Annotated in this window: 24 protein-coding genes and 1 tRNA gene; 12 read left to right on the forward strand and 13 right to left on the reverse strand. The window is 64.8% G+C overall.

The window, feature by feature from the left end:
• Positions 1–57: 57 nt before the first annotated feature.
• The 6 genes from ACEOAB_RS13565 to lptF all read right to left on the reverse strand — a co-directional run bounded on the left by ACEOAB_RS13565 (position 58) and on the right by lptF (position 5,132).
• On the reverse strand, positions 58–216 hold the full coding sequence (locus ACEOAB_RS13565) for a DUF3309 family protein (protein WP_082572211.1): 159 nt from the start codon (positions 214–216) through the stop codon (positions 58–60).
• Positions 217–371: 155 nt separating this feature from the next.
• Complete coding sequence (locus ACEOAB_RS13570; RefSeq protein WP_413747556.1) at positions 372–1,544, reverse strand: pyridoxal phosphate-dependent aminotransferase; 1,173 nt, start codon at positions 1,542–1,544, stop codon at positions 372–374.
• Positions 1,541–2,482, reverse strand: a complete 942-nt coding sequence (locus ACEOAB_RS13575) for a CysB family HTH-type transcriptional regulator (RefSeq protein ID WP_007832298.1) — start codon at positions 2,480–2,482, stop codon at positions 1,541–1,543. The genes ACEOAB_RS13570 and ACEOAB_RS13575 overlap by 4 nt, the downstream gene beginning before the upstream one ends.
• A 63-nt stretch (positions 2,483–2,545) precedes the next feature.
• Positions 2,546–2,908, reverse strand: coding sequence for a sirohydrochlorin chelatase (locus tag ACEOAB_RS13580; RefSeq protein ID WP_413747557.1), 363 nt, complete (start codon positions 2,906–2,908; stop codon positions 2,546–2,548).
• A complete protein-coding gene (gene lptG, locus ACEOAB_RS13585) occupies positions 2,905–4,014 on the reverse strand; it encodes an LPS export ABC transporter permease LptG (RefSeq protein WP_056596605.1) in 1,110 nt (369 codons plus the stop codon). Before lptG ends, ACEOAB_RS13580 begins: the two co-directional genes overlap by 4 nt.
• On the reverse strand, positions 4,011–5,132 hold the full coding sequence (gene lptF, locus ACEOAB_RS13590) for an LPS export ABC transporter permease LptF (protein WP_056596609.1): 1,122 nt from the start codon (positions 5,130–5,132) through the stop codon (positions 4,011–4,013). Before lptF ends, lptG begins: the two co-directional genes overlap by 4 nt.
• A 21-nt stretch (positions 5,133–5,153) precedes the next feature.
• Between lptF and ACEOAB_RS13595 the strand changes: the two genes are divergently transcribed.
• The 4 genes from ACEOAB_RS13595 (at position 5,154) to ACEOAB_RS13610 (ending at position 8,844) form a co-directional block, all read left to right on the forward strand.
• A complete protein-coding gene (locus ACEOAB_RS13595) occupies positions 5,154–6,668 on the forward strand; it encodes a leucyl aminopeptidase (RefSeq protein WP_413747558.1) in 1,515 nt (504 codons plus the stop codon).
• Complete coding sequence (locus tag ACEOAB_RS13600; protein ID WP_056518352.1) at positions 6,665–7,105, forward strand: DNA polymerase III subunit chi; 441 nt, start codon at positions 6,665–6,667, stop codon at positions 7,103–7,105. Before ACEOAB_RS13595 ends, ACEOAB_RS13600 begins: the two co-directional genes overlap by 4 nt.
• Before the next feature lies 1 nt (position 7,106).
• Positions 7,107–7,502 carry a hypothetical protein gene (locus ACEOAB_RS13605; protein ID WP_056596618.1) on the forward strand — a complete coding sequence of 132 codons (396 nt, stop codon included), beginning with the start codon at positions 7,107–7,109 and terminating at the stop codon, positions 7,500–7,502.
• Between the two features lie 136 nt (positions 7,503–7,638).
• Positions 7,639–8,844, forward strand: a complete 1,206-nt coding sequence (locus ACEOAB_RS13610; RefSeq protein ID WP_056596621.1) for a branched-chain amino acid ABC transporter substrate-binding protein — start codon at positions 7,639–7,641, stop codon at positions 8,842–8,844.
• A gap of 88 nt (positions 8,845–8,932) precedes the next feature.
• Here the strand turns inward: ACEOAB_RS13610 and ACEOAB_RS13615 are convergent, their stop codons facing one another.
• The 5 genes from ACEOAB_RS13615 to ACEOAB_RS13635 form a co-directional block, all read right to left on the reverse strand.
• Positions 8,933–9,322: a response regulator gene (locus ACEOAB_RS13615; RefSeq protein WP_056596629.1), complete on the reverse strand. Its 390-nt coding sequence runs from the start codon at positions 9,320–9,322 to the stop codon at positions 8,933–8,935.
• Between the two features lie 99 nt (positions 9,323–9,421).
• Entirely contained in the window at positions 9,422–9,778 is a 357-nt protein-coding gene (locus ACEOAB_RS13620; protein WP_007832285.1) for a hypothetical protein, read from the reverse strand.
• A 197-nt stretch (positions 9,779–9,975) separates the two neighbouring features.
• A tRNA-Ser gene (locus ACEOAB_RS13625) sits at positions 9,976–10,066 on the reverse strand.
• Between the two features lie 25 nt (positions 10,067–10,091).
• Positions 10,092–11,021, reverse strand: a complete 930-nt coding sequence (locus ACEOAB_RS13630) for an SPFH domain-containing protein (RefSeq protein ID WP_413747559.1) — start codon at positions 11,019–11,021, stop codon at positions 10,092–10,094.
• Between the two features lie 36 nt (positions 11,022–11,057).
• The gene (locus ACEOAB_RS13635) at positions 11,058–11,483 is read right to left on the reverse strand and encodes an NfeD family protein (RefSeq protein WP_413747560.1); all 426 of its coding nucleotides are present in this window, start codon (positions 11,481–11,483) and stop codon (positions 11,058–11,060) included.
• Positions 11,484–11,699: 216 nt separating this feature from the next.
• Between ACEOAB_RS13635 and ACEOAB_RS13640 the strand changes: the two genes are divergently transcribed.
• Positions 11,700–13,997, forward strand: a complete 2,298-nt coding sequence (locus tag ACEOAB_RS13640; RefSeq protein WP_413747561.1) for an Orn/Lys/Arg family decarboxylase — start codon at positions 11,700–11,702, stop codon at positions 13,995–13,997.
• A gap of 27 nt (positions 13,998–14,024) precedes the next feature.
• Here ACEOAB_RS13640 and ACEOAB_RS13645 read toward each other — a convergent pair whose 3' ends face one another.
• Together ACEOAB_RS13645 and fabI are read right to left on the reverse strand one after the other, a co-directional pair.
• Positions 14,025–14,867, reverse strand: coding sequence for a DNA ligase (locus ACEOAB_RS13645; protein ID WP_413747562.1), 843 nt, complete (start codon positions 14,865–14,867; stop codon positions 14,025–14,027).
• A 62-nt stretch (positions 14,868–14,929) separates the two neighbouring features.
• Positions 14,930–15,712 (reverse strand): enoyl-ACP reductase FabI, encoded by a 783-nt coding sequence (gene fabI / locus ACEOAB_RS13650; protein ID WP_056596641.1) that lies wholly within the window; start codon positions 15,710–15,712, stop codon positions 14,930–14,932.
• Positions 15,713–15,749: 37 nt separating this feature from the next.
• Here fabI and ACEOAB_RS13655 point away from each other — a divergent pair, with 37 nt between their 5' ends.
• From ACEOAB_RS13655 to nusA, 7 genes are all read left to right on the forward strand, one after another.
• Complete coding sequence (locus ACEOAB_RS13655) at positions 15,750–17,564, forward strand: extracellular solute-binding protein (RefSeq protein ID WP_056596643.1); 1,815 nt, start codon at positions 15,750–15,752, stop codon at positions 17,562–17,564.
• A gap of 17 nt (positions 17,565–17,581) precedes the next feature.
• Positions 17,582–18,622: a microcin C ABC transporter permease YejB gene (locus ACEOAB_RS13660; RefSeq protein WP_413747563.1), complete on the forward strand. Its 1,041-nt coding sequence runs from the start codon at positions 17,582–17,584 to the stop codon at positions 18,620–18,622.
• Between the two features lie 52 nt (positions 18,623–18,674).
• Positions 18,675–19,712 (forward strand): ABC transporter permease, encoded by a 1,038-nt coding sequence (locus ACEOAB_RS13665; protein WP_413747564.1) that lies wholly within the window; start codon positions 18,675–18,677, stop codon positions 19,710–19,712.
• Positions 19,709–21,346, forward strand: coding sequence for an ABC transporter ATP-binding protein (locus ACEOAB_RS13670; protein ID WP_413747565.1), 1,638 nt, complete (start codon positions 19,709–19,711; stop codon positions 21,344–21,346). The genes ACEOAB_RS13665 and ACEOAB_RS13670 overlap by 4 nt, the downstream gene beginning before the upstream one ends.
• Positions 21,347–21,362: 16 nt before the next feature.
• Entirely contained in the window at positions 21,363–22,565 is a 1,203-nt protein-coding gene (locus ACEOAB_RS13675) for a YbfB/YjiJ family MFS transporter (protein ID WP_495653779.1), read from the forward strand.
• A gap of 195 nt (positions 22,566–22,760) precedes the next feature.
• Positions 22,761–23,408, forward strand: coding sequence for a ribosome maturation factor RimP (gene rimP / locus ACEOAB_RS13680; protein ID WP_056596653.1), 648 nt, complete (start codon positions 22,761–22,763; stop codon positions 23,406–23,408).
• 16 nt (positions 23,409–23,424) lie between these two features.
• On the forward strand, positions 23,425–24,918 hold the full coding sequence (nusA, locus tag ACEOAB_RS13685; RefSeq protein WP_056596656.1) for a transcription termination factor NusA: 1,494 nt from the start codon (positions 23,425–23,427) through the stop codon (positions 24,916–24,918).
• Positions 24,919–24,935 lie beyond the last annotated feature (17 nt).

A 24,935-nucleotide genomic window follows, 5' to 3' on the forward strand; every position in this document is an offset into this window, starting at 1 on the left:
AGCCCGCCGAAAGGGGCGGGCTCTTCGCTGAAGGCGACACAAGGTGCCGCCGCCCGGTCATATGCGCCCCATGAGCACGAGGATGACAACGATCACAAGCACGAGGCCGAGGCCACCGCTGGGCCCGTAGCCCCAGGACCGGCTGTAGCCCCAGCTTGGAAGCGCGCCGATCAGCAGCAGGATCAGGACGATCAGCAGAATGAACGAGAGGGACATGGTTTGCTCCTGGGACGTTGTTGCAACGAACCCCGATGCTGGTCATCCCCGCGGTGGCGCGGCGCCGGAGAGCCACCCCTTCGGTGGTCAGGACAGTCCTACCGCGCGCGTCGGCGTTTTGCCCGGCGTATCTGCAAGCGATGGAAGGGGCGTCCTCAGAGCCTGGCAAGCCGCTCCAGCGCGGTGAGCAGCGTCTCGTCTTTCTTGGCGAAGCAGAAGCGCACCACGCGCTGGTCGAAGCCGTTGCCGTAGAAGGCCGACAGCGGGATCGCCGCCACGCCGATCTCGCGCGTGAGCCACAGGCAGAACTCGGCTTCGGACAGGTCGCTCACCGCCGAGATGTCGACGCACTGGAAATAGCTGCCTTCGCTGCGCAGCAGCTTGAAGCGTGTCTTCTCGGCCAGGCCGGCGGCGAACAGGTCGCGCTTGCGCTGGTAGAAGGCCGGCAGTTCGAGGTACGGCTTCGGCTCGGCCATGTACTGTGCGAGCGCATGCTGCATCGGCGTGTTCACGGTGAACACGTTGAACTGATGCACCTTGCGGAACTCGGCCATCAACGGGGCCGGCGCGGCCACGAAGCCGACCTTCCAGCCGGTGACGTGGTAGGTCTTGCCGAAGCTGCTGACGATGAAGCTGCGCGCGGCCAGGCCCGGGAAGCGCGCCACGCTTTCGTGGCGCGCGCCGTCGTAGACCATGTGCTCGTAGACCTCGTCGCTGATCACGAACACGTCGGTGGGCGCGAGCAGTTCCTCGAGCTGGCGCATCTCGGCGGCGGTCCAGATCGTGGCGCTCGGGTTGTGCGGCGTGTTGATGATGATGGCGCGCGTGCGCGGCGTGAGCGCGGCGGCGATCTTGTCGAAGTCGGGGCGGAAGGTGCCGGGCACGAGCGGCACGCGCACCACGCTGCCGCCGGCCAGCTCGATGTTGGGGACGTAGCTGTCGTAGCAGGGCTCGAGCACGATCACCTCGTCGCCCGGGCGCACCACGGCGAGGATGGCCGTGATGATGGCCTGCGTGGCGCCGGCGGTGACGGTGATCTCGGTGGCCGCGCTGTAGCCGTGGCCGTACAGCGCCGAGATCTTCGCGGCGATGGCGTCGCGCAGCGCCGGGATGCCGGGCATCGGCGGGTATTGGTTGTGGCCCGCGGCCATGGCGGCCGTCACGTCTTCGAGCAGCTTCGGATCGCAGTTGAAATCCGGAAAACCCTGGCCGAGGTTGACCGCATTCTTCTCGGCGGCCAGCGCCGACATCACGGTGAAGATGGTGGTGCCTACAGCCGGCAGCTTGGTGACGATGTCGGGCGTGCGTGGGGATTGAGCTGTGCTCATAGTTCGTAGTCTTGTTGATGGCCGCTCAGGGCCTTGGCGATGAGGTTGCGGTCAAGGCGGTCGGACAGCAGCTCGGCGAACTTGAAGACGAAGTTGCGCAGGTAGGCGCTGCGCTTGAACGCGACCCGCGCGATATTCTGGCCGAACACGTGGCCCATCGGGCGCACCACGAGGTCGGCGTTCGACTCGTCGCGCACGGCCATCTCGGCCACGATGCCCACGCCCAGACCGAGGCGCACGTAGGTCTTGATCACGTCGGAGTCGATGGCCTCGAGCGCGATGCGCGGCGTGAGCTTCTTCTGCGCGAACGCATGGTCGATGCGCGTGCGTCCGGTGAACGAGGGGTGGTACGTGATGATCGGCTCGCTCGCCAAGTCTTCGAGCGAAATGCGCTCCTTGGCGGCCAGTGGATGGTCCTTGGGCAGCACCAGCACGTGCTGCCATTCATAGCAGGGCAGGGTCACGAGCTCGGCGTAGCCGTCGAGCGATTCGGTGGCGATGCCGATCTCCGCGATCTCGTCGATCACCATGCGCGCCACTTGGTCGGGCGAGCCCTGGTGCAGGCTCACGTTGACCTTGGGGTACGCCTCGCGCAGATTGGCCACGGGCACCGGCAGTACGTAGCGCGCCTGGGTGTGGGTGGTGGCGATGGAGAGGGTGCCGCTGTCCTGCGCGCTGAACTGTTCGCCGATGCGCTTGAGGTTGCCCACCTCGCGCATGATGAGTTCGATGCTGGCGATGACGTGCTGGCCTGGCTCGGTCACGCGCTTCAGGCGTTTGCCGTGGCGCGCGAAGATTTCAACGCCCAGTTCTTCCTCGAGTTCGATGATGGCCTTGGAAACGCCGGGCTGCGAGGTGTGGAGCGCCTTGGCCGCTTCCGTGAGGTTCAGGTTGCGCCGCACGGCTTCCTGAACAAACTTGAACTGGTGCAGATTCATATCAAATTCCGTCTTATTGCGGAATTCATTATGCCTTCGGAATCTATCGAAATTGCCGGATGTTCAGGATTTGGCCGCAATTCTGGCCAGGAGATCGACCAGTTCGGGCTCCTCGCCAACAATGCGGGCGAGCGAGAAGCTAACGTCGGGCCAGCGCTGGCGCAGCGCCTCGAGCTGGTGCGGCAGGTCTTCGCGCGCGTGCTTGCCCATGCCGAGGAACAGCGGAACCACGCGGATGGCGGTGGCACCGCCGGCAATCAGCGCCGCTGTCGCCGTGGGCAGGTCGGGCGTTGCCAGCTCCATGTACGCGCAGGCCACGTGGGCGTCGGGTTCGTTCCTGCACACGCGCTCGGCCACGGCCTCGATGGGTTGGCGCCAGCGCTCGTCGCGCGAACCATGTGCCAGCAGGACGATGCCCTGGGTCATCGTCGCAGCACCAGCCAGCTGAAGGCCGTCAACGACATCACCGAATAGATCATTCCCGGCGCCGCCGCCGTGAGCCAGGGCGACCAGTTGCTCAGGTTGCCGAGATAGCCGAATACGTTGTTCAGCAGGAAGAAGCTGATGCCGATCATCACGCCGCCGAACACGTAGGTGGTGATGCCGGCCTGCCGGAAGTGCAGATAGGCGAAGGGCAGGGCGAGCACCACCATCACCAGGCACGAGAGTGGATAGAACACCTTGCGCCAGAACTCGATCTCGTAGCGCTGCGCGGTCTGGCCGTTGGCGTCGAGGTGGCGGATGTAGTCGAACAGGTCGATCGTGCCCATGCGATCGGGGCGCAGGAGCGCGACCGACACCATTTCGGCGGTCAGCGTGGTGGGCCAGTTCAGCTGCGGAATCTTGGTCGTGGCAATGCGGGCCTGGTCGGCCGAGCTGCGCGTGTCGTACTTCTGCTCTTCGACGTCGGTGAGCATCCAGTGCCCGTTGTCGATGCGGGCCGAGCCCGCGACGATCTGGGTGCTGATGTAGCCGTTGTCGTCGAACTCGAAGATGCGCGGGCTCTTCAGCGCGCCCTTGCGGTCGATCGACAGCACGTTCACCGCGAACGACACATTGCCCCGTTTTTCCTTGAGCCAGGCGCCCGTGTTGCCGGCCAGGGAATAGACGCCCTGGTATTTGGCCTTGAGCAGCTGGCCCGTGCGCTCCGAAGCCGGTGCGACATAGTCGCCGATGGCAAAGGTCAGCATGACGAAACCGATGCCCAGCAGCAGCAGGGTGCGCAGCGCACGCCAGGGCCCCAGACCGCTGGTGCGAAGGATCGTGTATTCGGAGCTCTGCGCCAGCCGGGCCATCACGAAGATGGAGCCGATCAGCACCGTGATCGGCAGCAGCTCGTAGAGGTGGCTCGGGATCAGCAGCGTCACGTAGATCAGCGCCTGCGCCGGCCCGTAGTTGAGGCTGTCCGGCTTGCCGATGGACTGCAGTTCGTCGACGAAGTCGAAGAAGAAGAAGAGGCTCAGAAAGCCGAGCGTCACGAACGCCACGGCCTTCAGCACCTCCACGTAGATCAGGCGTCTTATCGTTTTCACGTGGGTTCGATCTTGGGGGTGGACAGCGCGGCGGCGGACGGGCGTGGCTTGCCCGGCCGTCCCCAGTTGTTCTGGCGTATGCCGAGCCACGCCAGGTTGATCAGCAGCACGCCGCCATGCAACAGCACCATGAAGCCACCCAGACTGTATTTGCCTGAACTGATCCAGCTCTGCCCCAGGTTGAGCATGTTGTAGTAGACGACGAAAGCGAACAGTGCCAGCAGCAGGTTGCCGCTGCGGCCGACGCGCGGGTTGGCGCTCGACACATTCAGCGCCAGCAGCACGAAGTTGACGGCCGTCAGCAGCATCCCGATGCGCCAGGCCAGCTCGCCGCGGCTCGGGTCGCTCGGATCGGTCAGCAGGGACAGCGTGTTGCGCGCGCGCGGCGGCGTTGCGTCGTTGGTCAGGCCGTTGTTGCCGCCTGCCCGGGTGCCATAGGTCTTGAATTCGCTGATCTTCAGGCCGGTCTGGGCAATGGGCTGCTCGAGCCGCTGTCCGTTGTTGAGCAGGAGGTAGCGCGAATTGCCGATGTTCTCGATGCTGCCGCTGCGCGCCGAGGTCGTGATCTGCATGTTGCGCTCGATCGACCAGATGAAGACGTTGGTGGCCTTGGAGTTGTCCGCCGTCTCCTTGTCGATGAAGAACACGCGCACCCGGCCGGCGGATTCGCGGAACTCACCCGGCGCCACGCGCTCGATGTCGCTTCGCTGCTCGTACTGCTTGCGCATGCCGATGGTCTGCGAGTTGGCCCACGGCCAGCCCACCAGCGCCATCACCGCGATCAGGATCAGCACCGGCCAGGCGAAGCGGAACAGCGGCTTGACGAAGTCGATCAGGCCGCGCCCGCTGGAAAACCAGATCACCATCTCGCTGTCGCGGTACATGCGCGAGAGGGCGCCGACGATGGCGATGAACAGGCTCAGGCTCAGGATGGTCGGCATGTAGCCGAGCACCGTGTAAGTCATCACCAGGAACACCTCCTGCGGGTTCACACTGCCCTTGGACGCGAGCCCCAGGGTGCGGATGAGCATCATGGTCATCACGATGGTGACCAGGACCACGAGGGTTGCTCCGAAGCTGCGGGACAGCTCCTTGCGTAGGGAAGAATGGAATAACATCGTTCGAGGAAAAAAAGGATTATGGACTTTCAACTCAAGACCCTCACCGTCGCCCAGGCTGCAGCCGAGAAATCCGACGTCCTCATCGTGCTCGTGGGCAGCGCTCCGCTCACCTCCAAAGACCCGTTGTCGGTGCTTGCCGCCAGTGCCCGCAAGGCCGGCGACCTGCCCGACAAGGCTGGCAAGCAGCTGGGGCTTTACCGTCCGGAAGACGTGGTCGCGTCCCGCGTGGTGCTTGCGGCCATCGGCGACGGCAAGCCCGCCTCGGTGCGCAGCGGGGTGATCGCGGCGGTCAACGCGGCCAAGGCCCAGGGGCCCAAGCGTGTGGCCATCGTGTTCGCGCAGCCTGCCGACGGCGCGGCGGTAGCCAGCGCCGTCACGGCGGCGGCCGACGCGAGCTACGTCTACACGACCACCAAGTCGAAGGTCGAACCCCGCAGCATCCGCCAGCTGACCGTCGGCGTGGCCGATGCCGCCGCCGTCACCGGCGCCTTCGATGCCGCCCGGGCCACCGTCCAGGGCATCGAACTGGCCAAGGAATGGGGCAACCGGCCTGCCAACCATGCCACGCCCACGATGCTGGCCGAGGCCGCCAAGGGGCTGGCCAAGCTGCCGAACATCAAGTGCGAAGTGCTGGGCCCGAAAGAAGTCGAGAAGCTCGGCATGGGTGCCTTCGCGGCCGTGGCGCAAGGCTCGGCGGAGCCGCTGCGCTTCATCGTGCTGCGCTACCACGGCGCGCCCAAGGACGAGGCGCCGGTGGTGCTTGTCGGCAAGGGCATCACCTTCGATACCGGCGGCGTCTCGCTGAAGCCCGCGGCCGAAATGGACGAAATGAAGTTCGACATGTGCGGCGCGGCCAGTGTGCTCGGCACCTTCCGCGCACTCGGCGACCTCCAGCCCGCCATCAACGTCGTCGGCCTCATTCCCTCGTGCGAGAACATGAACGACGGCCGCGCCGTGAAGCCGGGCGACGTGGTGACGAGCATGAGCGGCCAGACCATCGAGGTGCTCAACACCGATGCCGAAGGCCGGCTCATCCTTTGCGACGCATTGACTTACGCCAAGCGCTTCGATCCGGCGGCCGTGATCGACATCGCGACCCTGACGGGCGCCTGCGTCGTGGCCCTGGGCGGTGTGCGCAGCGGCCTGTTCACCAGCGACGAAACGTTGGCCGCAGCGATCGAAGCCGCCGGCGAGGCCTCGCAGGACCGCTGCTGGCGCCTGCCGCTGGACGACGACTATGCCGAAGGCCTCAAGAGCAACTTCGCCGACGTGGCCAACATTGCCGGCCGCGCCGGCGGCGCCATCACCGCCGCCAAGTTCCTGCAGCGCTTTGCCGGCGACTTCGCCTGGGCGCACCTGGACATCGCAGGCACCGCCTGGAAGAGCGGTGCGGCCAAGGGCTCGACCGGCCGGCCGGTGGGCCTGCTGGTGTCGTACCTGACGACCCGCGCGAACGGCCGCGACGGATCGGGCAAGGCCAGCAAAACCAAAGCCCCCGCAGCTCCGGCCAAAAAGGCCAGGTCCGCGAAGTGACGGAAATCGGTTTTCACTACAACGCGCCCGACAAGCTGAACTACGCCTGCCGGCTGGTTCGCAAGGCCGTGAATGCACGCGGCCTGCGCGTGGTGGTCGTCGGCGATGCGCGTGCGCTCGATGCCGTGGACGCCGCGCTCTGGCAGCTGTCGCCGGTGGACTTCGTCGCGCACTGCCGCGGCGATGCGCCGGCCCATGTGGTCGCGCGTTCGCCCGTCGTTCTTTCGGCGGAGGGTGCCGACGCGGCTTCGCTGCCGCACCGCGAAATGCTGGTGAATCTCGGACTCGAAGTGCCTGCAGGCTTCGAGCGCTATGAACGCATGATCGACATCGTGAGCGATGAGGCCAACGATCGGCAGGTCGGCCGTTCGCGCTGGCGCCACTATGCCGATCGTGGCTACACCATCCAGCCGCACGATTTCGCAAAGAGTTCCTGACATGGCCAGCACGCTGCGCACACCGCCCCGGTTCGTTCCCACGCTGACCACGGTGCTCGAGGTTCCGCCGGAGCCCGCGAGTCCCGAGCCCCAGGCCGCGGCCGCGCTCCAACCCGACCCGGCGAGCGTCATGGCATTGCCGCCGGCCGTGCAGCTTTCGCAGGCGGAAATCGTCAGCCTCGAAGAGCAGTTGCTGCACCGCGTGTTGCAGCGCGTCGACCTGTCTCTGGAAGAGCGTTTGAGCGACACCGTGTCAGCTGCCGTTCAGCATCAGCTCGACGCGATGGTGCCGCGTTTGCGCAATGAAATCGAAGCCGTTCTGCGTGCGCTGGTGATCGAGGCAATGGCCGCGGAACTCAGCGAAAACACAGGGTCTACGCCAGCTTCCGGCGCCTGAATCCTCGGCTAAACTGCGCCGCAGGTCGGAAGGGCGTGAGGGTGCCGCTGGTCCGCGGCGCGAAACTTGCGAGGTCTGTGCGCCCGGATCACACGACCGGTTTTTTATTCTTTTCATCCAAGTTCTGGAGGTTCTCATGCAATTGAAATGGACTGCGGTCGCACTGGCTGCTCTCACGCTTGTGGCTTGCGGCAAGAAAGAAGAAGCTGCTGCTCCCGCTGCAGCGCCCGCGCCAACGGCTGCGGCCCCGGCTGCTGCACCTGCCGGAGAAACCCTGCTCGTCAAGATCGGTCACGTTGCGCCCACGAGCGGTCCCATTGCCCACCTTGGCAAGGACAACGAGTTCGGCGCCAAGATGGCCATCGAAGACCTGAATGCAAAGGGCCTCAAGATCGGCGACAAGGTCGCCAAGTTCGAACTGGTCGCCGAAGACGACGCTGGCGATCCGAAGCAGGGCACCGCTGTCGCCCAGAAGCTGGTCGACGAGAAGGTCAACGGCGTGGTGGGTCACCTGAACTCGGGCACCACCATTCCCGCTTCGAAGCTTTATAGCGACGCCGGGATTCCGCAGATCTCGCCTTCGGCCACCAATCCGAAGTACACGCGCCAAGGCTTCAAGACCACGTTCCGCGTGGTGGCCGACGACACGCAGCTCGGCGGCACGCTGGGCAAGTACGCTGTCGAAACGCTCAAGGGCAAGAACATCGCCGTGATCGACGACCGCACAGCCTACGGCCAAGGCGTTGCCGAAGAGTTCGAGAAGTCGGCGAAGGCCGCTGGCGCCACCATCGTGGGCCACGAGTTCACCACCGACAAGTCGACCGACTTCAACGCCATCCTGACCAAGCTGAAGGCCGCCAAGCCCGACGTGCTGTTCTTCGGCGGCATGGACGCCGTCGGCGGCCCGATGCTCAAGCAAGTCAAGCAACTCGGCCTGAACGTCAAGTTCATGGGCGGCGACGGCCTGTGCACCGGCGAACTGCCGAAGCTGGCTGGCGATGCGATTGGCGAAGAGATGGTGGTGTGCGCTGAAGCCGGCGGCGTGGACGGCGACTTCAAGCAGCCGCTGGAAGACTTCAAGACCAAGTTCAAGACCAAGAACGGCGTCGAAGTGCAGATCTACGCACCGTACGTGTACGACGCGGTCAACGTGCTGGCCGAAGCCATGGTCAAGGCCGGCTCGTCCGACCCGGCCAAGTACCTGCCTGAAGTCGGCAAGACGCAATACAAGGGCGTGACCGGCCCGATCGCCTTCGACGAAAAGGGCGACATCAAGAACGGCGCCCTGACGCTGTACACCTACAAGGGTGGTGCACGCACGCAGATCGCCGTGGTGCGCTGATTCGCTTCGGCAGCGGCAACCTTCACGGTTGTCCGCAAAAGAGAAAAGGGCCTTCGGGCCCTTTTTTCATGGCTGCTTCAGGGGCGGTTCAGAGCGGCGCAAGACCCGAAGAGCGATTGGCGTTGCAGTACTCGATGAAGGCGTCGAGATCGCGCGACTTGTCGAACACCGCGTCTGCACCCAAAGCCATACAACGCGCGCGTATGTCGGCCGTCACGTAGTTGCTGAGCACCACCACCCGCTGGCTGGGCTTGCGGGTCCTGCAGCCGCCCAGAACGCCGAGGCCGGAACCTTCCTTCAGGAAGAGGTCGACGATCAGGAGCTGCCAGTCGTCGGGATGCACCTCGAGCCATGCAAGGGCCTCTGTCTCGGTTTCGGCGAAGCCGACCACACGGCCATTGACCAAATCCTCGAGTGCCGGGACCAGGTTATCCCTGATGGTCTTGTTGTCCTCGACGAGGAACGTGATGAGGGCCATGCCGTGGTTTCGCTTTGAGAACGAATAGCGTAGCGTGCCTGGCGTTGCCGCGGCGTAGGAGAAAGGATACGGACGGAGTGCCGGTGGCCGAATCCGGGGTCAGTCGTCGCCGTCGGCGCGGATCTCTGCCTTGAGCTTCTTGGCCAGCGCCTGGCTTTCGTCGCGCTCCGCAGCCGCTTCGAGGCGCTTCTCGATCTCCTCGCTCAGTGCGGCATTGACCTCGGCCAGCTTCTCGGCGGACTTGGCCAGCTTTTCTTCCAGCTGGCTCGTGTGCTCGATGGCCTGTGCCACTTCGCCGACCTGCACTTCTTCGGGCAACTCCTGTTCGAGTACCGTGTTCACCACGGCGAGGTTGTCCGATGCCCGCTGCACGTCGGCAGCCACCTGCTCGCTTTTTTCCAGGGTGCGGTCCAGTGGGGTCCTGCCGCGCGGCGCGTTTTTTCGTTGTCCAGCCATCGAGGCTCCTTTGCAGGCTTTGAAACTAAAACATTCGGATCGTAGCGCCAGATGAAAGGATCCGGCAGGTGATATCCAGTTGTTGCAAAGCAACGCACTGCTTGGTAAGCCGGACGACAAAAAAGCCCAAGTGCTTGTGGCGACTTGGGCTTCTTGCGTTGTCTGATGTTCGCGAACGGTTACGAACAATCAATCTCTGGCGGAGCAGGCGGGATTCGAACCCGCGGAGGGCTATTAACCCTCACACGCTTTCCAGGCGTGCGACTTAAACCGCTCATCCACCGCTCCTGAGCCTACGATTGTAGCAGTCAGTTCAGACCGGATTCGACGGCTTGCCTGCCTGGACCATGCGCATCGCCGAAGCGATGAGCGCGGCGGTCTCGGTCATGTTGCTCGGCACGATCAGCGTGGTCTTGGAATCGGCCGCCACCTTGCCGTAGGCGTCGACGGCGCGCTCGGCCACCTTGAGCTGCACGGCCTGCTCGCCGCCGGGCTGGCGGATGGCAGCCGCCACGCGCTCGATGGCATCCGCCGTTGCGGTGGCCACCGCGGTGATGGCAGCGGCTTCACCCTGTGCGTTGTTGATCTGCGCCTGCTTTTCGCCTTCGGAGCGGGCGATGAAGGCCTCGCGTTCGCCGGTGGCGATGTTGATCTGCTCCTGGCGGCGGCCTTCGGAGGCCGCAATCAGCGCGCGCTTGCCGCGCTCGGCGGTGATCTGCGCCTGCATGGCCAGCAAGATTTCCTTCGGCGGCGTCAGGTCCTTGATTTCGTAGCGCAGCACTTTCACGCCCCAGTTGAGCGCGGCCTCGTCGATCGCGGCCACCACCTGGGCGTTGATCACGTCGCGCTCCTCGAAGGTCTTGTCGAGCTCCAGCTTGCCGATCACGCTGCGCAGCGAAGTCTGTGCGAGCTGCGTCACGGCCACGATGTAGTTCGACGAGCCGTAGCTCGCGCGCATCGGGTCGGTCACCTGGAAGTACAGGATGCCGTCGACCTGCAGCTGCGTGTTGTCGCGCGTGATGCAGATCTGGCTCGGCACGTCGAGCGGAATTTCCTTCAGGCTGTGCTTGTAGGCCACCCGGTCGATGAACGGGATCAAGAAGTTCGGGCCGGGCGTCATGGTGCCGTGGTACTTGCCCAGGCGCTCGCGCACCCAGGCGTTCTGCTGCGGCACGAACTTGACCGACTGGCTGATGAAGATGATCGCGATGACCAGGATGATGAGAGGGACCGAAAATTCCATGGTGCGCTTCCTTTTTCTGAGTTCTATGGACTGTGACTAGACCTTGTCGACGACCAGCCGGCTGCCGACCACCTCGACCACGCGGTGCTCGCCGCTCGAGGGCGTGCGGCCCGCGCGCTGGACTACCGTCCATTGCGCGCCCCGGTAGCGCACGGTCGCCGTGCCGTCGGCGTTCCACGCATCGACGTGAACGCTCTCGCCGATGTCGAGGTTCACGTCACGGTTGGCTTCGGTGGGCGGGGCAGGAGGGCGCTTGCGCTGGATCGAGTACCAGGTGAGCACGGCCCCCACGCCGATCACCGAGGCTACGATCAGCTGGGTGACCGTGCCGAAGCCCAGGTGCGCCGAGATCGCCGCGGCTGCAAAGCCTGCGGCCAGCAGCAAAAGGTAGACCGTGCCCGAGAGCAACTCGACCACGATGGCGGCCCCCGCAATCAGCCACCAGACGGTGGAATTCGCCATTTCAACTCCTCTTTTCCTTGTTCGATGCGCGCCATTCTGAGGCATATGCCTCAAGCGCTTGCCTCGGGTAGGGGTACTGCGCCGCAGCCGGAGAAATGGGCCTTGCCCGACGGGCCCGAATGGCTTGCAGGAAGCTGACCGGATCCGTCATCCGAATTCCGTACACTTCGCGCCTCGCCTCATTGCCTGTCTGTCTGCCTGTCCGGAGCCCCGCTCATGAAATTCCGCTTTCCCATCGTCATCATCGACGAGGACTTCCGCTCCGAGAACACCTCGGGCCTCGGCATCCGCGCGCTCGCGCAGGCCATCGAGACGGAGGGCTTCGAGGTGCTGGGCGTCACGAGCTACGGCGACCTGAGCCAGTTCGCACAGCAGCAAAGCCGGGCCAGCGCCTTCATCCTGTCGATCGACGACGAGGAATTCACCATCGGCCCCGACCTCGATCCGGCCGTGCTGAACCTGCGCAACTTCATCGGCGAAGTGCGGCGCAAGAACGCCGACGTGCCGATCTACATCTACGGCGAGACCAAGACATCGCGCCACATCCCGAACGACATCCTGCGCGAGCTGCACGGCTTCATCCACATGTTCGAGGACACGCCCGAATTCGTGGCGCGCCACATCATCCGCGAGGCCAAGAGCTACCTCGAGAGCGTGCAGCCGCCGTTCTTCAAGGCACTGATCGACTACGCGGAAGACGGCTCTTACTCGTGGCACTGCCCGGGCCACTCGGGCGGCGTGGCGTTCCTGAAGAGCCCGGTGGGCCAGATGTTTCACCAGTTCTTCGGCGAGAACATGCTGCGCGCCGACGTCTGCAACGCGGTGGAAGAACTGGGCCAGCTGCTCGACCACACCGGCCCGGTAGCGGCCAGCGAGCGCAATGCGGCGCGCATCTTCAATGCCGACCACTGCTTCTTCGTGACCAACGGCACCAGCACCAGCAACAAGATGGTGTGGCACCACACGGTGGCCCCGGGCGACGTGGTGGTGGTCGACCGCAACTGCCACAAGTCGATCCTGCACGCGATCATCATGACCGGCGCGATTCCGGTGTTCATGAAGCCTACGCGCAACCACTTCGGCATCATCGGCCCCATTCCGAAGAGCGAGTTCGAGCAGAGCGCCATCAAGGCCAAGATCAAGGCCAATCCGCTGCTGGCCGACGTGGACGCCGACAAGGTCAAGCCGCGCGTGATGACGCTCACGCAATCGACCTACGACGGTGTGATCTACAACACCGAGACCATCAAGAACATGCTCGATGGCTACGTCGACACGCTGCACTTCGACGAAGCGTGGCTGCCGCACGCCGCATTCCACCCGTTCTATGGCGCCTACCACGCGATGGGCAAGCGCCGCGTGCGGCCGAAGGAATCGCTGGTGTTCGCCACGCAGTCCACCCACAAGCTGCTGGCCGGCATCAGCCAGGCCAGCCACGTGCTGGTGCAGGACTCGCAAAACCGCCAGCTCGACCGCGACCTGTTCAACGAGGCCTACCTGATGCACTCGTCGACCAGCCCGCAATACGCCATCATCGCGAGCTGCGACGTGGCCGCCGCCATGATGGAGCCGCCCGGCGGCACTGCGCTGGTGGAAGAGAGCATTCTCGAAGCGCTGGACTTCCGCCGCGCCATGCGCAAGGTGGAAGAAGAGTTCGGCAAGGACGAGTGGTGGTTCAAGGTCTGGGGCCCCGAGAAGCTCGTCGACGAGGGCATTGGTCGCGCCGAGGACTGGATCATGCAGGGCGAGAAGAACGGCAAGCCCAAGAGCAAGAAGTCGCCGCGCAACTGGCACGGCTTCGGCGAATTGGCCGACGGCTTCAACATGCTCGACCCGATCAAGTCGACCATCGTCACGCCGGGCCTGGACCTCGAAGGCAACTTCGCCGAGACCGGCATTCCCGCGAGCGTGGTGACCAAGTTCCTCGCCGAGCACGGTGTGATCGTGGAGAAGACGGGCCTCTACAGCTTCTTCATCATGTTCACCATCGGCATCACCAAGGGCCGCTGGAACACATTGCTCACGGCGTTGCAGCAGTTCAAGGACGACTACGCGCGCAACCAGCCGATGTGGCGCATCCTGCCCGAGTTCTGCCAGCAGCACCCGGGCTACGAACGCCTCGGCCTGCGCGACCTGTGCCAGCACATCCACCAGCTGTACGCGCGTTTCGACGTGGCGCGCCTCACGACCGAGATGTACCTGAGCGACCTGACGCCGGCCATGAAGCCCAGCGACGCCTTCGCCCACATCGCGCACCGCAAGACCGAGCGCGTGGAGATCGACGAGCTCGAAGGCCGCATCACCACCAGCCTGATCACGCCGTACCCGCCGGGCATTCCGCTGCTGATTCCGGGCGAAGTGTTCAACAAGAAGATCGTCGACTACCTCAAGTTCTCGCGCGAGTTCAATACGCAGTGCCCGGGCTTCGAGACCGACATCCACGGCCTCGTGGCGCGCATCGACGAGACTGGCAAGAAGCGCTACTACGCGGACTGCGTCAAGGAAGCGAAGTAGGCCGCTGCCGAAGCCGTTCGAGGGTGGTCAGCCTTCGCGAACGCGCATGAAGCGCGCGAAGCGGGGCAGGCCCTTGGCGGTGGTGCCGTTGTAGCGGTAAGTCACCCAACTGCCGATGGCGGGTGGGTTCTCCCGTTCGGCATCGGTCAGTCCGGTGCCGAGCCTGAAGCGTTTGCCGTCGGGCGTCTCGACCACCAGTGCGCCGAGCCGGGCGCTGTGCTTGCCTTTGCCGGGGAGGTGCTCGATCACGCGGGCCTCGGCATCCTCGTAGGGCTTGACCTTCAGCAGGTCGCTGTTGCGCTCGCCGCGGTACTGGGAGCTGCCACGGTGGAGCATCAACCCCTCTCCGCCCATCTTGACCGTCTTGTCGAGCAGCGCCTGCAGTTCTGCATGTGTGGTCGCGCGCTGCTGTGGCACCGGCACCACCCAGGGTGCGTCGGTGATGGGAAGCAGGTTGCGCAGCGCGGCCAGCCGCGTCGTGAAGTCGCCGCCCTGGGCGGGCAGGTCGAACACCATGAAGCGCATCTCGTGCCATGCGACGTCGTTGGGTGTCTGGCTGCGCACTGTCGACACCGCATGGGCGAAGCGGCCGCGTCCAGCCCACAGCTCGCCGTCGAGCGGCTGCCTGGGCAGCGGGGCGATGAACCATGCCGGCGCCATGATCCGCTCGCCGCCGCGCGTCCAGAGCTGCTTGCCGTCCCAGTAGCCGCGCACGCCGTCGTACTTCTCGCTGACCCAGTAGTCGTTCAGCGACATGCCGGGGCGGTAGACGTCGGCCAGCATCAGCGAGGGCGCTGCCTCGCGCGCGAACGCGGAGGGCGCGGCGATCACGCCGAAGGCGGCAAGCAGCAAGGAGCGTCGATTCAGCACGATGTGTGAAATGGGTTGCGCAGCACGGCCGTTTGGCAGCCGTGCCGGGGTTTGGCGCAAGACTATTCGGCCATCCCGCCGACGACGTTGCTGAAGCCGCCGTCCACATAGGTGATCTCGGCGGTCACGCCGCTGGCCAGGTCGCTCAGGAGGAAGGCGGCCACGTTGCCGACTTCCTCGATGGTCACGTTGCGGCGGATCGGCGAGGCGTCGGCCACGGCCGCCAGCATCTTGCCGAAGCCCTTGATGCCGCTGGCCGCCAGCGTCTTGATGGGGCCCGCGCTGATGCCGTTGACGCGCATGCCCTTCGGGCCGAGCGAGGCGGCCGTGTAGCGCACCGAGGCTTCGAGCGAGGCCTTGGCCAAACCCATGGTGTTGTAGTTTGGCAGTGCGCGCTCGGCGCCCAGGTAGGTCAGCGTGAGCAGGGACGACTTGTCGTTGAGGTAGGGCAGGGCCGACTTGGCCATGGCCGGGAAACTGTAGGCGCTGATGTCGTGCGCGATCTTGAAACCTTCGCGCGAGAGCCCGTCGAGGAAGTCGCCCGCGATGGACTCGCGCGGCGCGAAGCCGATGCTGTGCACGAAGCCGTCGAACTTCGGCCAGGCCTGTGCGAGGTCGGCGAAGAGCTTGTCGATCTGCGCGTCGTCGCCCACGTCGCAATCGAAAATCAGCTTCGAGCCGAAGTCTGCGGCATATTCGGTGATACGGTCCTTGAATCGCTCGCCGACATAGCTGAAGGCGAGCTCCGCGCCCTGCTCATGGCAGGCCTTGGCAATGCCATATGCAATGGAGCGATTGCTCAACACGCCGGTGATCAACAGTTTTTTGCCGGAAAGAAAGCCCATGAAGTTGCCTCGTGAAAATCTTGGGCAGAATTCTCGCATGCGGTTTCTCCGGGTCTGGTGGTTGATGGTGTGTGCGGTTCCCGCGTGGGCCGCGCATGGTTATGCGCTCTGGGATGACCTGAAGTACGCCCCAGGCTTCAAGGCCTTCGACTACGTCAACGTGGACGCCCCGAAAGGCGGCGAGTTGCGGCTGGTGAGCAACCAGCGCTACTCGACTTTCGACAAGTACAACCCTTTCACCATCAAGGGGGCGCCGCCGGCCTACCTCGACAGCATGCTGTTCGAGTCTCTGTTGGCCGGTTCGATGGACGAAACCGGGTCGGGCTACGGCCTGCTGGCCGAGGACGTCGCGGTAGCCTCCGATCGCCGCAGCGTCACCTTCCGCCTGCGACCCGAGGCGAAATTCCACAATGGCATGCCGGTCGAGGCGGCCGACGTGAAGCACAGCTACGACACGCTCATCGGCCCTTTCACCTCGCCGGGCTACAAGACGCTGCTGCAGGAAGTCGACGGTGCCGACGTGCTGGATGCGCGCACCATCCGTTTTCGCTTCAAGACGGTCAACCGCGAGTTGCCGCTGATCGTGGGCAGCCTGCCCATCTTCAGCCGTGCCTGGGGTGTAGAGAACGGCAAGCCCAAGCCCTTCGATCAAGTCGTGATGGATATTCCCATCGGTAGCGGCGCCTACAAGATCGGCCCTGTGCGCTTCGGCAAGGACATCACCTACGTGCGCGACCCCGGCTACTGGGGCCGCGAGCTGGCCGTGAACCGTGGCTTGCACAATTTCGACCGGATCACTGTCAAGATCTACAAGGACAACACGGCCCGGCTCGAAGCCCTGAAGGCGGGCGAGTTCGACATGATGAGTTTCTACTCGGCCGGCGACTGGGCGCGGCGGGTGAACGGCAAGCGCTTCACCACGGGTGAGCTCGTCAAGCACGAGTTCCCGCACAAGAAACCGGCGGGTTTTCAGAGCTTCGTGCTCAACAGCCGCCGCGACAGGCTGAGTGACCCGCGCGTGCGCGAGGCGCTGGGCCTGGCGCTCGACTACGAGTGGATGAACCGGCAGATGTTCTACAACGGCTATCCGCGCGTGAAGGACCTGTTTGGAAATACGGATTGCGAGGCGCAGGGCTTGCCGTCGCCCGAGGAGAAGGCGCTGCTCGAACGTTGGCGCGGCAAAATCCCCGACGCGAGCTTTGGTCCAATGTTCACGCCGCCCATCACCGAGGGCGAGGGCCAGTCGCTGCGCAACAACCTGCGCCGCGCGCGCGACCTGCTCAAGCAGGCCGGCTGGGAATACCGCGACGGCGCCTTGCGCAACGCCAAGGGCGAGGCCATGACGTTGGAATACCTCGACAGCAAGGAAGGCGGCGTGCGAACCGTGTCGCCTTGGATCCGCAACCTCGAGAAGCTCGGCATCACCCTGAACTTCGCGACCGTCGACTTCGCTCTCTACCAGGAGCGCCTCGACCGCTTCGACTTCGATATCACGACCATCAATTTCCCGGGCACGAACAACCCCGGGCAGCAGTTGCTCGAGATCTTCGGCAGCAAGGCGGCCAAGACGGAGAGCTCGGGCAACTACATGGGCGTGTCGACGCCGGCGGTCGATGCCTTGCTCAAGGACATCGTCGATGCCGACACCAAGGCCGACCTGATACCCGCCTGCCGTGCGCTCGACCGCGTGATCATGCACAGCCACTACCTGATTCCCCAATGGACGCTGAACTCGCACCGCATCGTCTATGACGACTGGCGGCTTGCGTTCAAATCGCCCATGCCGCCGTACGCCAACGGCGAGGACTGGGTCATGGGCACATGGTGGGCCAAGCCGGCGCGCCAGAAATAGAAGAGAGGAAACAGACCGTGCTCTCCTATGTCCTCAAGCGTCTGCTGCTGTTCATCCCGACCCTCCTCGGCGTGCTGCTGGTGACTTTCCTCGTGATCCAGTTCGTGCCCGGCGGCCCGGTGGAACAGTACCTGGCTGAAGCCAAGACGGTGGGGCGGGGCGGCGGTGGCGGCGGCTTCGAGTCCGGCGGTAGCAGCTATCGCGGCAACCAGGGCGTCGACCCGAAGCGGCTCGAGCAGATCAAGGCGCTGTATGGCTTCGACAAGCCGCCGCACGAACGGCTGTTTCAGATGCTAGGCCAGTTCGCGCGCTTCGACCTGGGCAAGAGCTTCTTCCAGAACAAGGACGTCTGGACGCTGATCCTCGAGAAACTGCCCGTCTCGATCAGCCTGGGTCTCTGGACTTTCTTCATCAGTTATGGCGTGGCGGTGCCACTGGGTGTCGCGAAGGCGGTAAAGGCGGGAACGCGCTTCGACCTGATCAGCACGCTGATCGTGCTCGTCGGCTACGCCATCCCGGGCTTCGTGCTGGGTGTGGCGCTGCTGGTGGTGTTCGGCGGGCAGCTGCAGTGGTTCCCGCTGCGAGGCCTGACCTCGGCCAACTGGGACGACCTGGGTTGGGGTGCGCGCATCGTCGACTATCTCTGGCACATCACGCTGCCTGTCACGGCGATGGTGCTCGGCAGCTTCGCGGTTACGGCCATGCTCACCAAGAACGCCTTCCTCGAGGAGATCCGCAAGCAGTACGTGTTGACGGCGCGTGCCAAGGGGCTGGGCGAGAAGCAGGTGCTCTGGAAGCATGTGTTCCGCAATGCGCTGATTCCGATCATCACCGGGCTGCCTTCGGCGTTCATCGGTGCGTTCTTCGCCGGCTCGCTGCTGATTGAGACGCTGTTCTCGCTAGACGGCCTGGGTTTGCTGGGCTACGAGAGCGTGATCCGACGCGACTATCCCGTCGTGCTCGGCACCCTCTATCTCTTCACGCTGATCGGCCTGGTGACCAAGTTGATTTCCGATCTTTGCTACGTTTGGGTGGACCCGCGTGTCAAATTCGACTGAGGGCGTTGTGCCCGTGAGTGCGGCCGGTGGCACGCAGACGAAGGCAACGCCGGTGGCCACAACGGCCCACCTCTCGCCTGGTCGTCGTGCGTGGATGCGTTTCAAGCGTGATCGCCTCGGCTTCTGGAGCTTGGTGGTCTTCGTGACGCTGGTGGTGCTGAGCCTGTTCGCCGAGGTGCTGTCGACGGACAAGCCGCTTGTCCTGCGCTATGAAGGGCACACATATTTCCCGGTGCTGCGCGACTACTCCGAGAAGACTTTCGGCGGTGACTTCGAAACGCCAACCGACTACCTTGACCCCTTCATTCGCGAGCGCATCACGAAGGGCGACAACTGGGCGATCTACGCACCCAATCCCTACGGCCCCAAAACGCTCAACTACTTCGCCAAGTCGCCGAGCCCGGCCGCCCCGACGGTCGACAATCTGCTCGGCACCGACGACCGTGGCCGCGACTTGCTGGCGCAGCTCATCTATGGTTTCCGCGTGAGCGTGCTGTTCGGCCTGGCGCTCACCGCCATCGGCACGGTGCTGGGCGTGGTCGCCGGTGCCGTGCAGGGTTACTTCGCCGGCAAGACCGACCTCGCGTTCCAGCGCTTCATCGAAATCTGGGGCTCCATGCCGGAGTTGTACCTGCTGATCATCTTCAGCGCGATCTTCGCTCCCAGCGTGGCACTGCTGCTCATCCTGCTGAGCCTGTTCGGCTGGATGGGCTTGGCCGACTACGTGCGCGCGGAGTTCCTGCGCAACCGCCAGATGGACTACGTGCGTGCCGCGCGCGCTCTTGGCGTAGGCAACCTGCAGATCATGTGGCGCCACATCCTGCCCAACAGCATGGTGCCGGTCGTCACTTTCCTGCCGTTTCGCATGAGCGCGGCCATCCTGGCGCTGACCTCGCTCGACTTCCTGGGCTTGGGCGTACCGCCGGGCACGCCGTCACTCGGCGAGCTGCTCAGCCAGGGCAAGGCCAACATCGATGCCTGGTGGATCTCGATATCGACCTTCGGCGTGCTCGTCGTCACCCTGATGCTGCTGACATTCATGGGCGACGCGCTGCGCGACGCACTCGATCCGCGCAAGGCCGACAAATGACGAACGATCCGCAACTCAAGCAGGCCCTGCTGGACGTGAAAGGCCTGCGTGTCGCGTTCGGCGGCAAGGAGGTCGTGCACGGCATCGACTTCCAGATGGCCGCCGGCGAAAAGCTCGCGCTGGTCGGCGAGTCGGGCTCGGGCAAGACGGTCACGGCGCTGTCGCTGCTGCGGCTGGTGCAGAACGCCGATGTCACAGGCGTCGCAAGGCTCTTCGGTGGCGCAGCGCCGCAGGGCGTGCGTGACCTGCTGTCGATTCCGGAGCGCCAACTGCGCAGCATCCGCGGCAAGGAGATCGCAATGATCTTCCAGGAGCCGATGACCGCGCTGAATGCGCTCTACAGCGTCGGCGACCAGATCGCGGAGGTGCTCGAACTGCATGAGGGTCTGTCGGCTCGCGCCGCGCAGGCGGCCGCCGTCCAGTTGCTGGCCGATACCGGCATTCCCGAGCCGGCGCGGCGGGCGAGGGCGTTTCCGCACCAACTCTCGGGCGGCCAGCGCCAGCGCGCGATGATCGCGATGGCGCTCGCCTGCAAGCCGCGCCTGCTGCTGGCCGACGAACCGACCACCGCGCTCGACGTCACGGTGCGCGCGCAGATCCTGGAGCTGCTGGCCGACCTGCAGCGCAAGTACGGCATGGCCGTGCTGCTCATCACGCACGACCTGAACCTGGTGCGCCGTTTCGCCGACCGCGTGGTGGTCATGGAAAACGGCCACGTCGTCGAGCATGGCGCCGTGGCGCCGGTGTTCGATGCCCCGCAGCATCCCTATACGCGCAAGCTGATCGACAGCCATCCGCAGCGCAATGTGGCGGCCGTTGCCGCGCGTGCCGACGCATCGCCCGTGATCGAGGCGAAGGCCTTGCGCGTGATCTACCCCGTGCCGAGGCCCGGCATCGCCGGCTGGTTCCGGAAGGGCGAGTTCGTGGCGGTGCAGGGCGCGGATTTCCGCATCGTGCCGGGCGAGACGCTGGGCGTGGTGGGCGAATCGGGTTCAGGCAAGTCGACGCTTGCGCTGGCGGCGCTGGGGCTTTTGAAGCACCAGGGTGCACTGGAGGTCGCGGGCAAGAGCTGGGCGGTCGATCGCGCCTCCGATCTCGGCTTGCGCCGCGTCATGCAGGTGGTGTTCCAGGACCCGTTCTCGTCGCTGTCGCCGCGCATGACGGTGGAGCAGATCGTGGGCGAGGGGTTGCGCGTGCATGCACCCGAACTCGACGTCGGAGCGCGCCGCGCCCGCGCGCTCGCCGCACTGGCCGACGTCGGGCTGACGGAGGCCCAGTTCCCCTCGCTGCTCGATCGCTATCCGCACGAGTTCTCGGGCGGACAACGGCAGCGCCTCGCGATCGCCCGTGCGCTGATCGTCGATCCGCAACTGCTGGTGCTCGACGAGCCGACCAGCGCGCTCGACGTGACGATCCAGAAGCAGGTGCTGAGCCTGCTTCAGCGCCTGCAGCGCGAGCGCGGGCTGAGCTACCTGCTGATCACGCACGACGTCGAGGTAATCCGTGCCATGGCGCACCACGTCATCGTGATGAAGGACGGTGCCATTCTCGAAACCGGGCCGGTCGAGCGAGTGCTCGACGCGCCCGATCACCCGTACACAAAAAAGCTGGTAGCCGCCGCGCTGCTGGAATAAACGGAGATTGCAGTAAATGTCGGAAACCGGACGCGACCGGCGCGGCGCCTGGCGCGCGGCGCTGGCCTGCATGGTCACCCTTGCGGTGGCGATGGGCCTGGGGCGCTTCGCCTTCACGCCCATGCTGCCCATCATGCTGCACGAGGGAAAGCTGGAGCTGGCGGCGGGCGGGGTGCTGGCGTCGCTCAACTACCTGGGCTACTTCCTCGGCGCGCTGAGCTGCGCAGCCATCGGCATCAAGGCTTCGAGCATGGTGCGCGGCGGGTTGGCGGCCACGGCGGCCCTGCTGATCGGCATGGGGTTGCTTCACAGTTTCACGAGCTGGGGCGTGCTGCGGACAGCGGCGGGCGTGATGAGCGCCTGGGTTTTTGTCTTTGCCTCGGGCTGGGGGTTGCGCCGCCTGTCGGAAACGAACGCGCCAACGCTGGCCGGGGTGATCTACACCGGGCCGGGCATCGGCATCGCCATGACCGGCCTGCTCGGCGGGGCGCTGGGGCGCTGGGGTTCCGAGGCGGGGTGGATCGGCCTGGGCGTCCTGGCAATCGTGCTGGTCGCGGTGATCTGGCGGGTTTTCGACGACGGCGAGCGGACGCCGGTCGGCGGCGGGGGCGCACCGGCACCTGCTGCCGCGGCCCGCGCAGCCGGATCGGCGGCCAACCGCAGCGACGCGATCTGGCTGGTCGCGCTCTATGGCCTGGCCGGTTTTGGCTACATCATCACCGCCACCTTCCTGCCGGTGATCGCCCGGCAGGCGCTGCCGGGGTCGCCCTGGCCCGATTTCTTCTGGCCGCTGTTCGGGCTGGCCATCATTCCGGGGGCGTTGATCGGAGCCCGCGCGCCAACGCATTGGGACAACCGGTTGCTGCTGGCTGGCGCCTACGCGCTGCAGGCGCTGGGTGTCGTTCTGTCGGTGGCGTGGCCGAGCATCGCCGGGTTCGCGCTCGGCAGCCTGCTGTTGGGCATGCCGTTCACCGCCATCACGCTTTTCGCCATGCGGGATGCCCGTCGTCTGCGAGGCAATGCGGCGGCCGGGTTGATCGGCTACGCAACGGCTTCCTATGGGGTGGGGCAGATCATCGGGCCGCTGTTTGCGGCGCCGCTGGCCCAGCGGACGGGGTCTTTTCAGCTGCCGCTGCTCGTCGCGGCGGCGGCACTGGCACTCGGTGCGGTCCTGTTTGCGTTGGTTTGGTCTAAATCGCGTCGCGCAATAGCCGATTGAGGGGCAAAGCCCCTTCATATATTGCACAAATAGCATATAATTCGAGGCTCACGACCAAACGGGCGGGTACCAACCGCCCGTTTTTTTTGGTCTATGCATTCTGGGCTGAGCATTCATGGCTGAGCTCATGGCGATTTGGCATCCGTGGCGGGCGGGTGGCATGAACCCAGTTATTCAAAAGGCGCATTCGAACACGTGGCATTGCAGCAAATAGTGGAACAAACTGTGGCCGGTCTCGGCTATGACCTGGTCGAGATCGAGCGCTCGGCCGGGGGATTGCTGCGCGTGACGATTGATTTGCCCTGGACGGCCCCCACCTCCGAAGCTGTGGCTGCCGGTGTGCCCGAGCCCTTCGTGACGGTCGAGGACTGCGAGAAGGTGACGCGCCAATTGCAATTCGCGCTTGAGGTCGATGGTGTCGATTACAAGCGGCTCGAGGTGTCCTCGCCGGGTATTGACCGTCCGCTGCGCAATGAGCAGGATTTCGAGCGTTTCGTGGGCGAGGTGATCGACATCACGCTCAAGGCGCCCATGGGCGCGGCAGCGGCGGGCCAGGTGTCGGCCAACCGCAAGAAGTTTCGCGGCACGCTGGAGCGGATCGCACAGGTAGAGGGTGCCGCTGGCGCCCAGGGCTGGCAAATCGTCTGGAGCGATGCGCCGGAGCCCAAGCCAGGTCAAAAAGTGAGCAAGAAGCGCGCGCCCGCAACGCTGCAGGCGCTGGGCTTCGTGCTGGACGAGCTGCGCGACGCGCGGCTCGCGCCCATTGTGGATTTCAAGGGCCGCAAGGCCAAAACCCAACCGGGTTTTTCGGATATTGACGACGGAACGCAGGTTCCGGACTGACCAGAGGAGTGGTGGCATGAATCGCGAAATGTTGATGTTGGTGGATGCGATCTCGCGCGAGAAGAACGTCGAACGTGACGTCGTCTTCGGCGCGGTCGAATCCGCACTGGCGCAAGCCACCAAGAAGCTCCATCAGGGCGACGTGGACATCCGCGTCGCGGTCGATCGCGACAGCGGCGACTACGAGACCTTCCGCCGTTGGCATGTCGTGCCCGACGAGGCCGGCCTGCAGCTGCCCGACCAGGAAATCCTCCTGTTCGAAGCCAAGGAAGAAATGTCGGACATCGAAGTCGGCGAGTACATCGAGGAAGCGGTGGACTCGGTGCCGATCGGCCGCATCGGCGCCATGGCCGCCAAGCAGGTCATCCTGCAGAAGATCCGCGACGCCGAGCGCGAGATGCTGCTCAACGACTTCATGTCGCGCGGCGACAAGATCTTCGTGGGCACCGTCAAGCGCCTGGACAAGGGCGACATCATCGTCGAGGCCGGCCGCGTCGAAGGCCGCCTGCGCCGCAGCGAGATGATCGCCAAGGAAAACCTGCGCAATGGCGACCGCGTGCGCGCCATGATCATGGAAGTCGACCTGACGCTGCGCGGCGCGCCCATCATTCTTTCGCGCTCGGCTCCCGAGTTCATGATCGAGCTGTTCCGCCAGGAAGTGCCCGAGATCGAACAAGGCCTGCTCGAAATCAAGAGCTGTGCCCGCGACCCCGGTTCGCGCGCCAAGATCGCCGTGCTCTCGCACGACAAGCGTGTCGACCCGATCGGCACCTGCGTCGGTGTGCGCGGCACGCGCGTCAACGCCGTGACCAACGAGCTCGCCGGCGAGCGCGTGGACATCGTGCTGTGGAGCGAAGATCCGGCCCAGTTCGTGATCGGTGCGCTGGCCCCGGCCAACGTGTCGTCCATCGTGGTGGACGAAGAAAAGCACGCCATGGACGTGGTGGTCGACGAGGAAAACCTCGCGATCGCCATCGGCCGCGGTGGCCAGAACGTGCGCCTGGCTTCCGACCTCACCGGTTGGAAGATCAACATCATGGACGCCAACGAGTCGGCCCAGAAGCAGGCAAGCGAAACCGACGCCAGCCGCAAGCTCTTCATGGAAAAGCTCGACGTCGACGAAGAAATTGCCGACATCCTCATTTCCGAAGGCTTCAACAGCCTCGAAGAGGTGGCCTACGTGCCGATCTCCGAAATGCTGGAGATCGAGGCCTTCGACGAAGACACCATCAATGAGCTGCGCTCGCGTGCCAAGGATGCGCTGCTGACCATGGAAATCGCCAAGGAAGAGGGTGTCGAGCCCCAATCGGCAGTGTCGCAAGACCTGCACGATCTCGAAGGCCTGGACCCCGAGCTGATTCCCAAGCTGACCGAAGCGGGTGTGAACACCCGTGACGACCTTGCCGACCTCGCGGTCGATGAACTCACCGAGATCACCGGCCAGAGCGCCGATGACGCCAAAGCCCTCATCTTGAAAGCCCGCGAACACTGGTTCGCTGGCCAAGAGTGACGGTCATGGAGGCACGA

This window comes from Variovorax sp. Varisp53 (assembly GCF_059491555.1).

Excerpts from the sequence above, each read along its gene's own strand:
- ACEOAB_RS13570 (WP_413747556.1), bottom strand. The coding sequence starts at position 1,544 with ATGAGCACAGCTCAATCCCCACGCACGCCCGACATCGTCACCAAGCTG.
- ACEOAB_RS13620 (WP_007832285.1), bottom strand. The coding sequence starts at position 9,778 with ATGGCTGGACAACGAAAAAACGCGCCGCGCGGCAGGACCCCACTGGAC.
- ACEOAB_RS13595 (WP_413747558.1), top strand. The coding sequence starts at position 5,154 with ATGGACTTTCAACTCAAGACCCTCACCGTCGCCCAGGCTGCAGCCGAG.
- ACEOAB_RS13670 (WP_413747565.1), top strand. The coding sequence starts at position 19,709 with ATGACGAACGATCCGCAACTCAAGCAGGCCCTGCTGGACGTGAAAGGC.
- ACEOAB_RS13580 (WP_413747557.1), bottom strand. The coding sequence starts at position 2,908 with ATGACCCAGGGCATCGTCCTGCTGGCACATGGTTCGCGCGACGAGCGC.
- ACEOAB_RS13605 (WP_056596618.1), top strand. The coding sequence starts at position 7,107 with ATGGCCAGCACGCTGCGCACACCGCCCCGGTTCGTTCCCACGCTGACC.
- ACEOAB_RS13655 (WP_056596643.1), top strand. The coding sequence starts at position 15,750 with ATGCGGTTTCTCCGGGTCTGGTGGTTGATGGTGTGTGCGGTTCCCGCG.
- lptF (WP_056596609.1), bottom strand. The coding sequence starts at position 5,132 with ATGTTATTCCATTCTTCCCTACGCAAGGAGCTGTCCCGCAGCTTCGGA.
- ACEOAB_RS13630 (WP_413747559.1), bottom strand. The coding sequence starts at position 11,021 with ATGGAATTTTCGGTCCCTCTCATCATCCTGGTCATCGCGATCATCTTC.
- nusA (WP_056596656.1), top strand. The coding sequence starts at position 23,425 with ATGAATCGCGAAATGTTGATGTTGGTGGATGCGATCTCGCGCGAGAAG.
- ACEOAB_RS13615 (WP_056596629.1), bottom strand. The coding sequence starts at position 9,322 with ATGGCCCTCATCACGTTCCTCGTCGAGGACAACAAGACCATCAGGGAT.
- ACEOAB_RS13675 (WP_495653779.1), top strand. The coding sequence starts at position 21,363 with ATGTCGGAAACCGGACGCGACCGGCGCGGCGCCTGGCGCGCGGCGCTG.
- fabI (WP_056596641.1), bottom strand. The coding sequence starts at position 15,712 with ATGGGCTTTCTTTCCGGCAAAAAACTGTTGATCACCGGCGTGTTGAGC.
- ACEOAB_RS13610 (WP_056596621.1), top strand. The coding sequence starts at position 7,639 with ATGCAATTGAAATGGACTGCGGTCGCACTGGCTGCTCTCACGCTTGTG.
- ACEOAB_RS13565 (WP_082572211.1), bottom strand. The coding sequence starts at position 216 with ATGTCCCTCTCGTTCATTCTGCTGATCGTCCTGATCCTGCTGCTGATC.
- ACEOAB_RS13640 (WP_413747561.1), top strand. The coding sequence starts at position 11,700 with ATGAAATTCCGCTTTCCCATCGTCATCATCGACGAGGACTTCCGCTCC.
- ACEOAB_RS13635 (WP_413747560.1), bottom strand. The coding sequence starts at position 11,483 with ATGGCGAATTCCACCGTCTGGTGGCTGATTGCGGGGGCCGCCATCGTG.
- ACEOAB_RS13575 (WP_007832298.1), bottom strand. The coding sequence starts at position 2,482 with ATGAATCTGCACCAGTTCAAGTTTGTTCAGGAAGCCGTGCGGCGCAAC.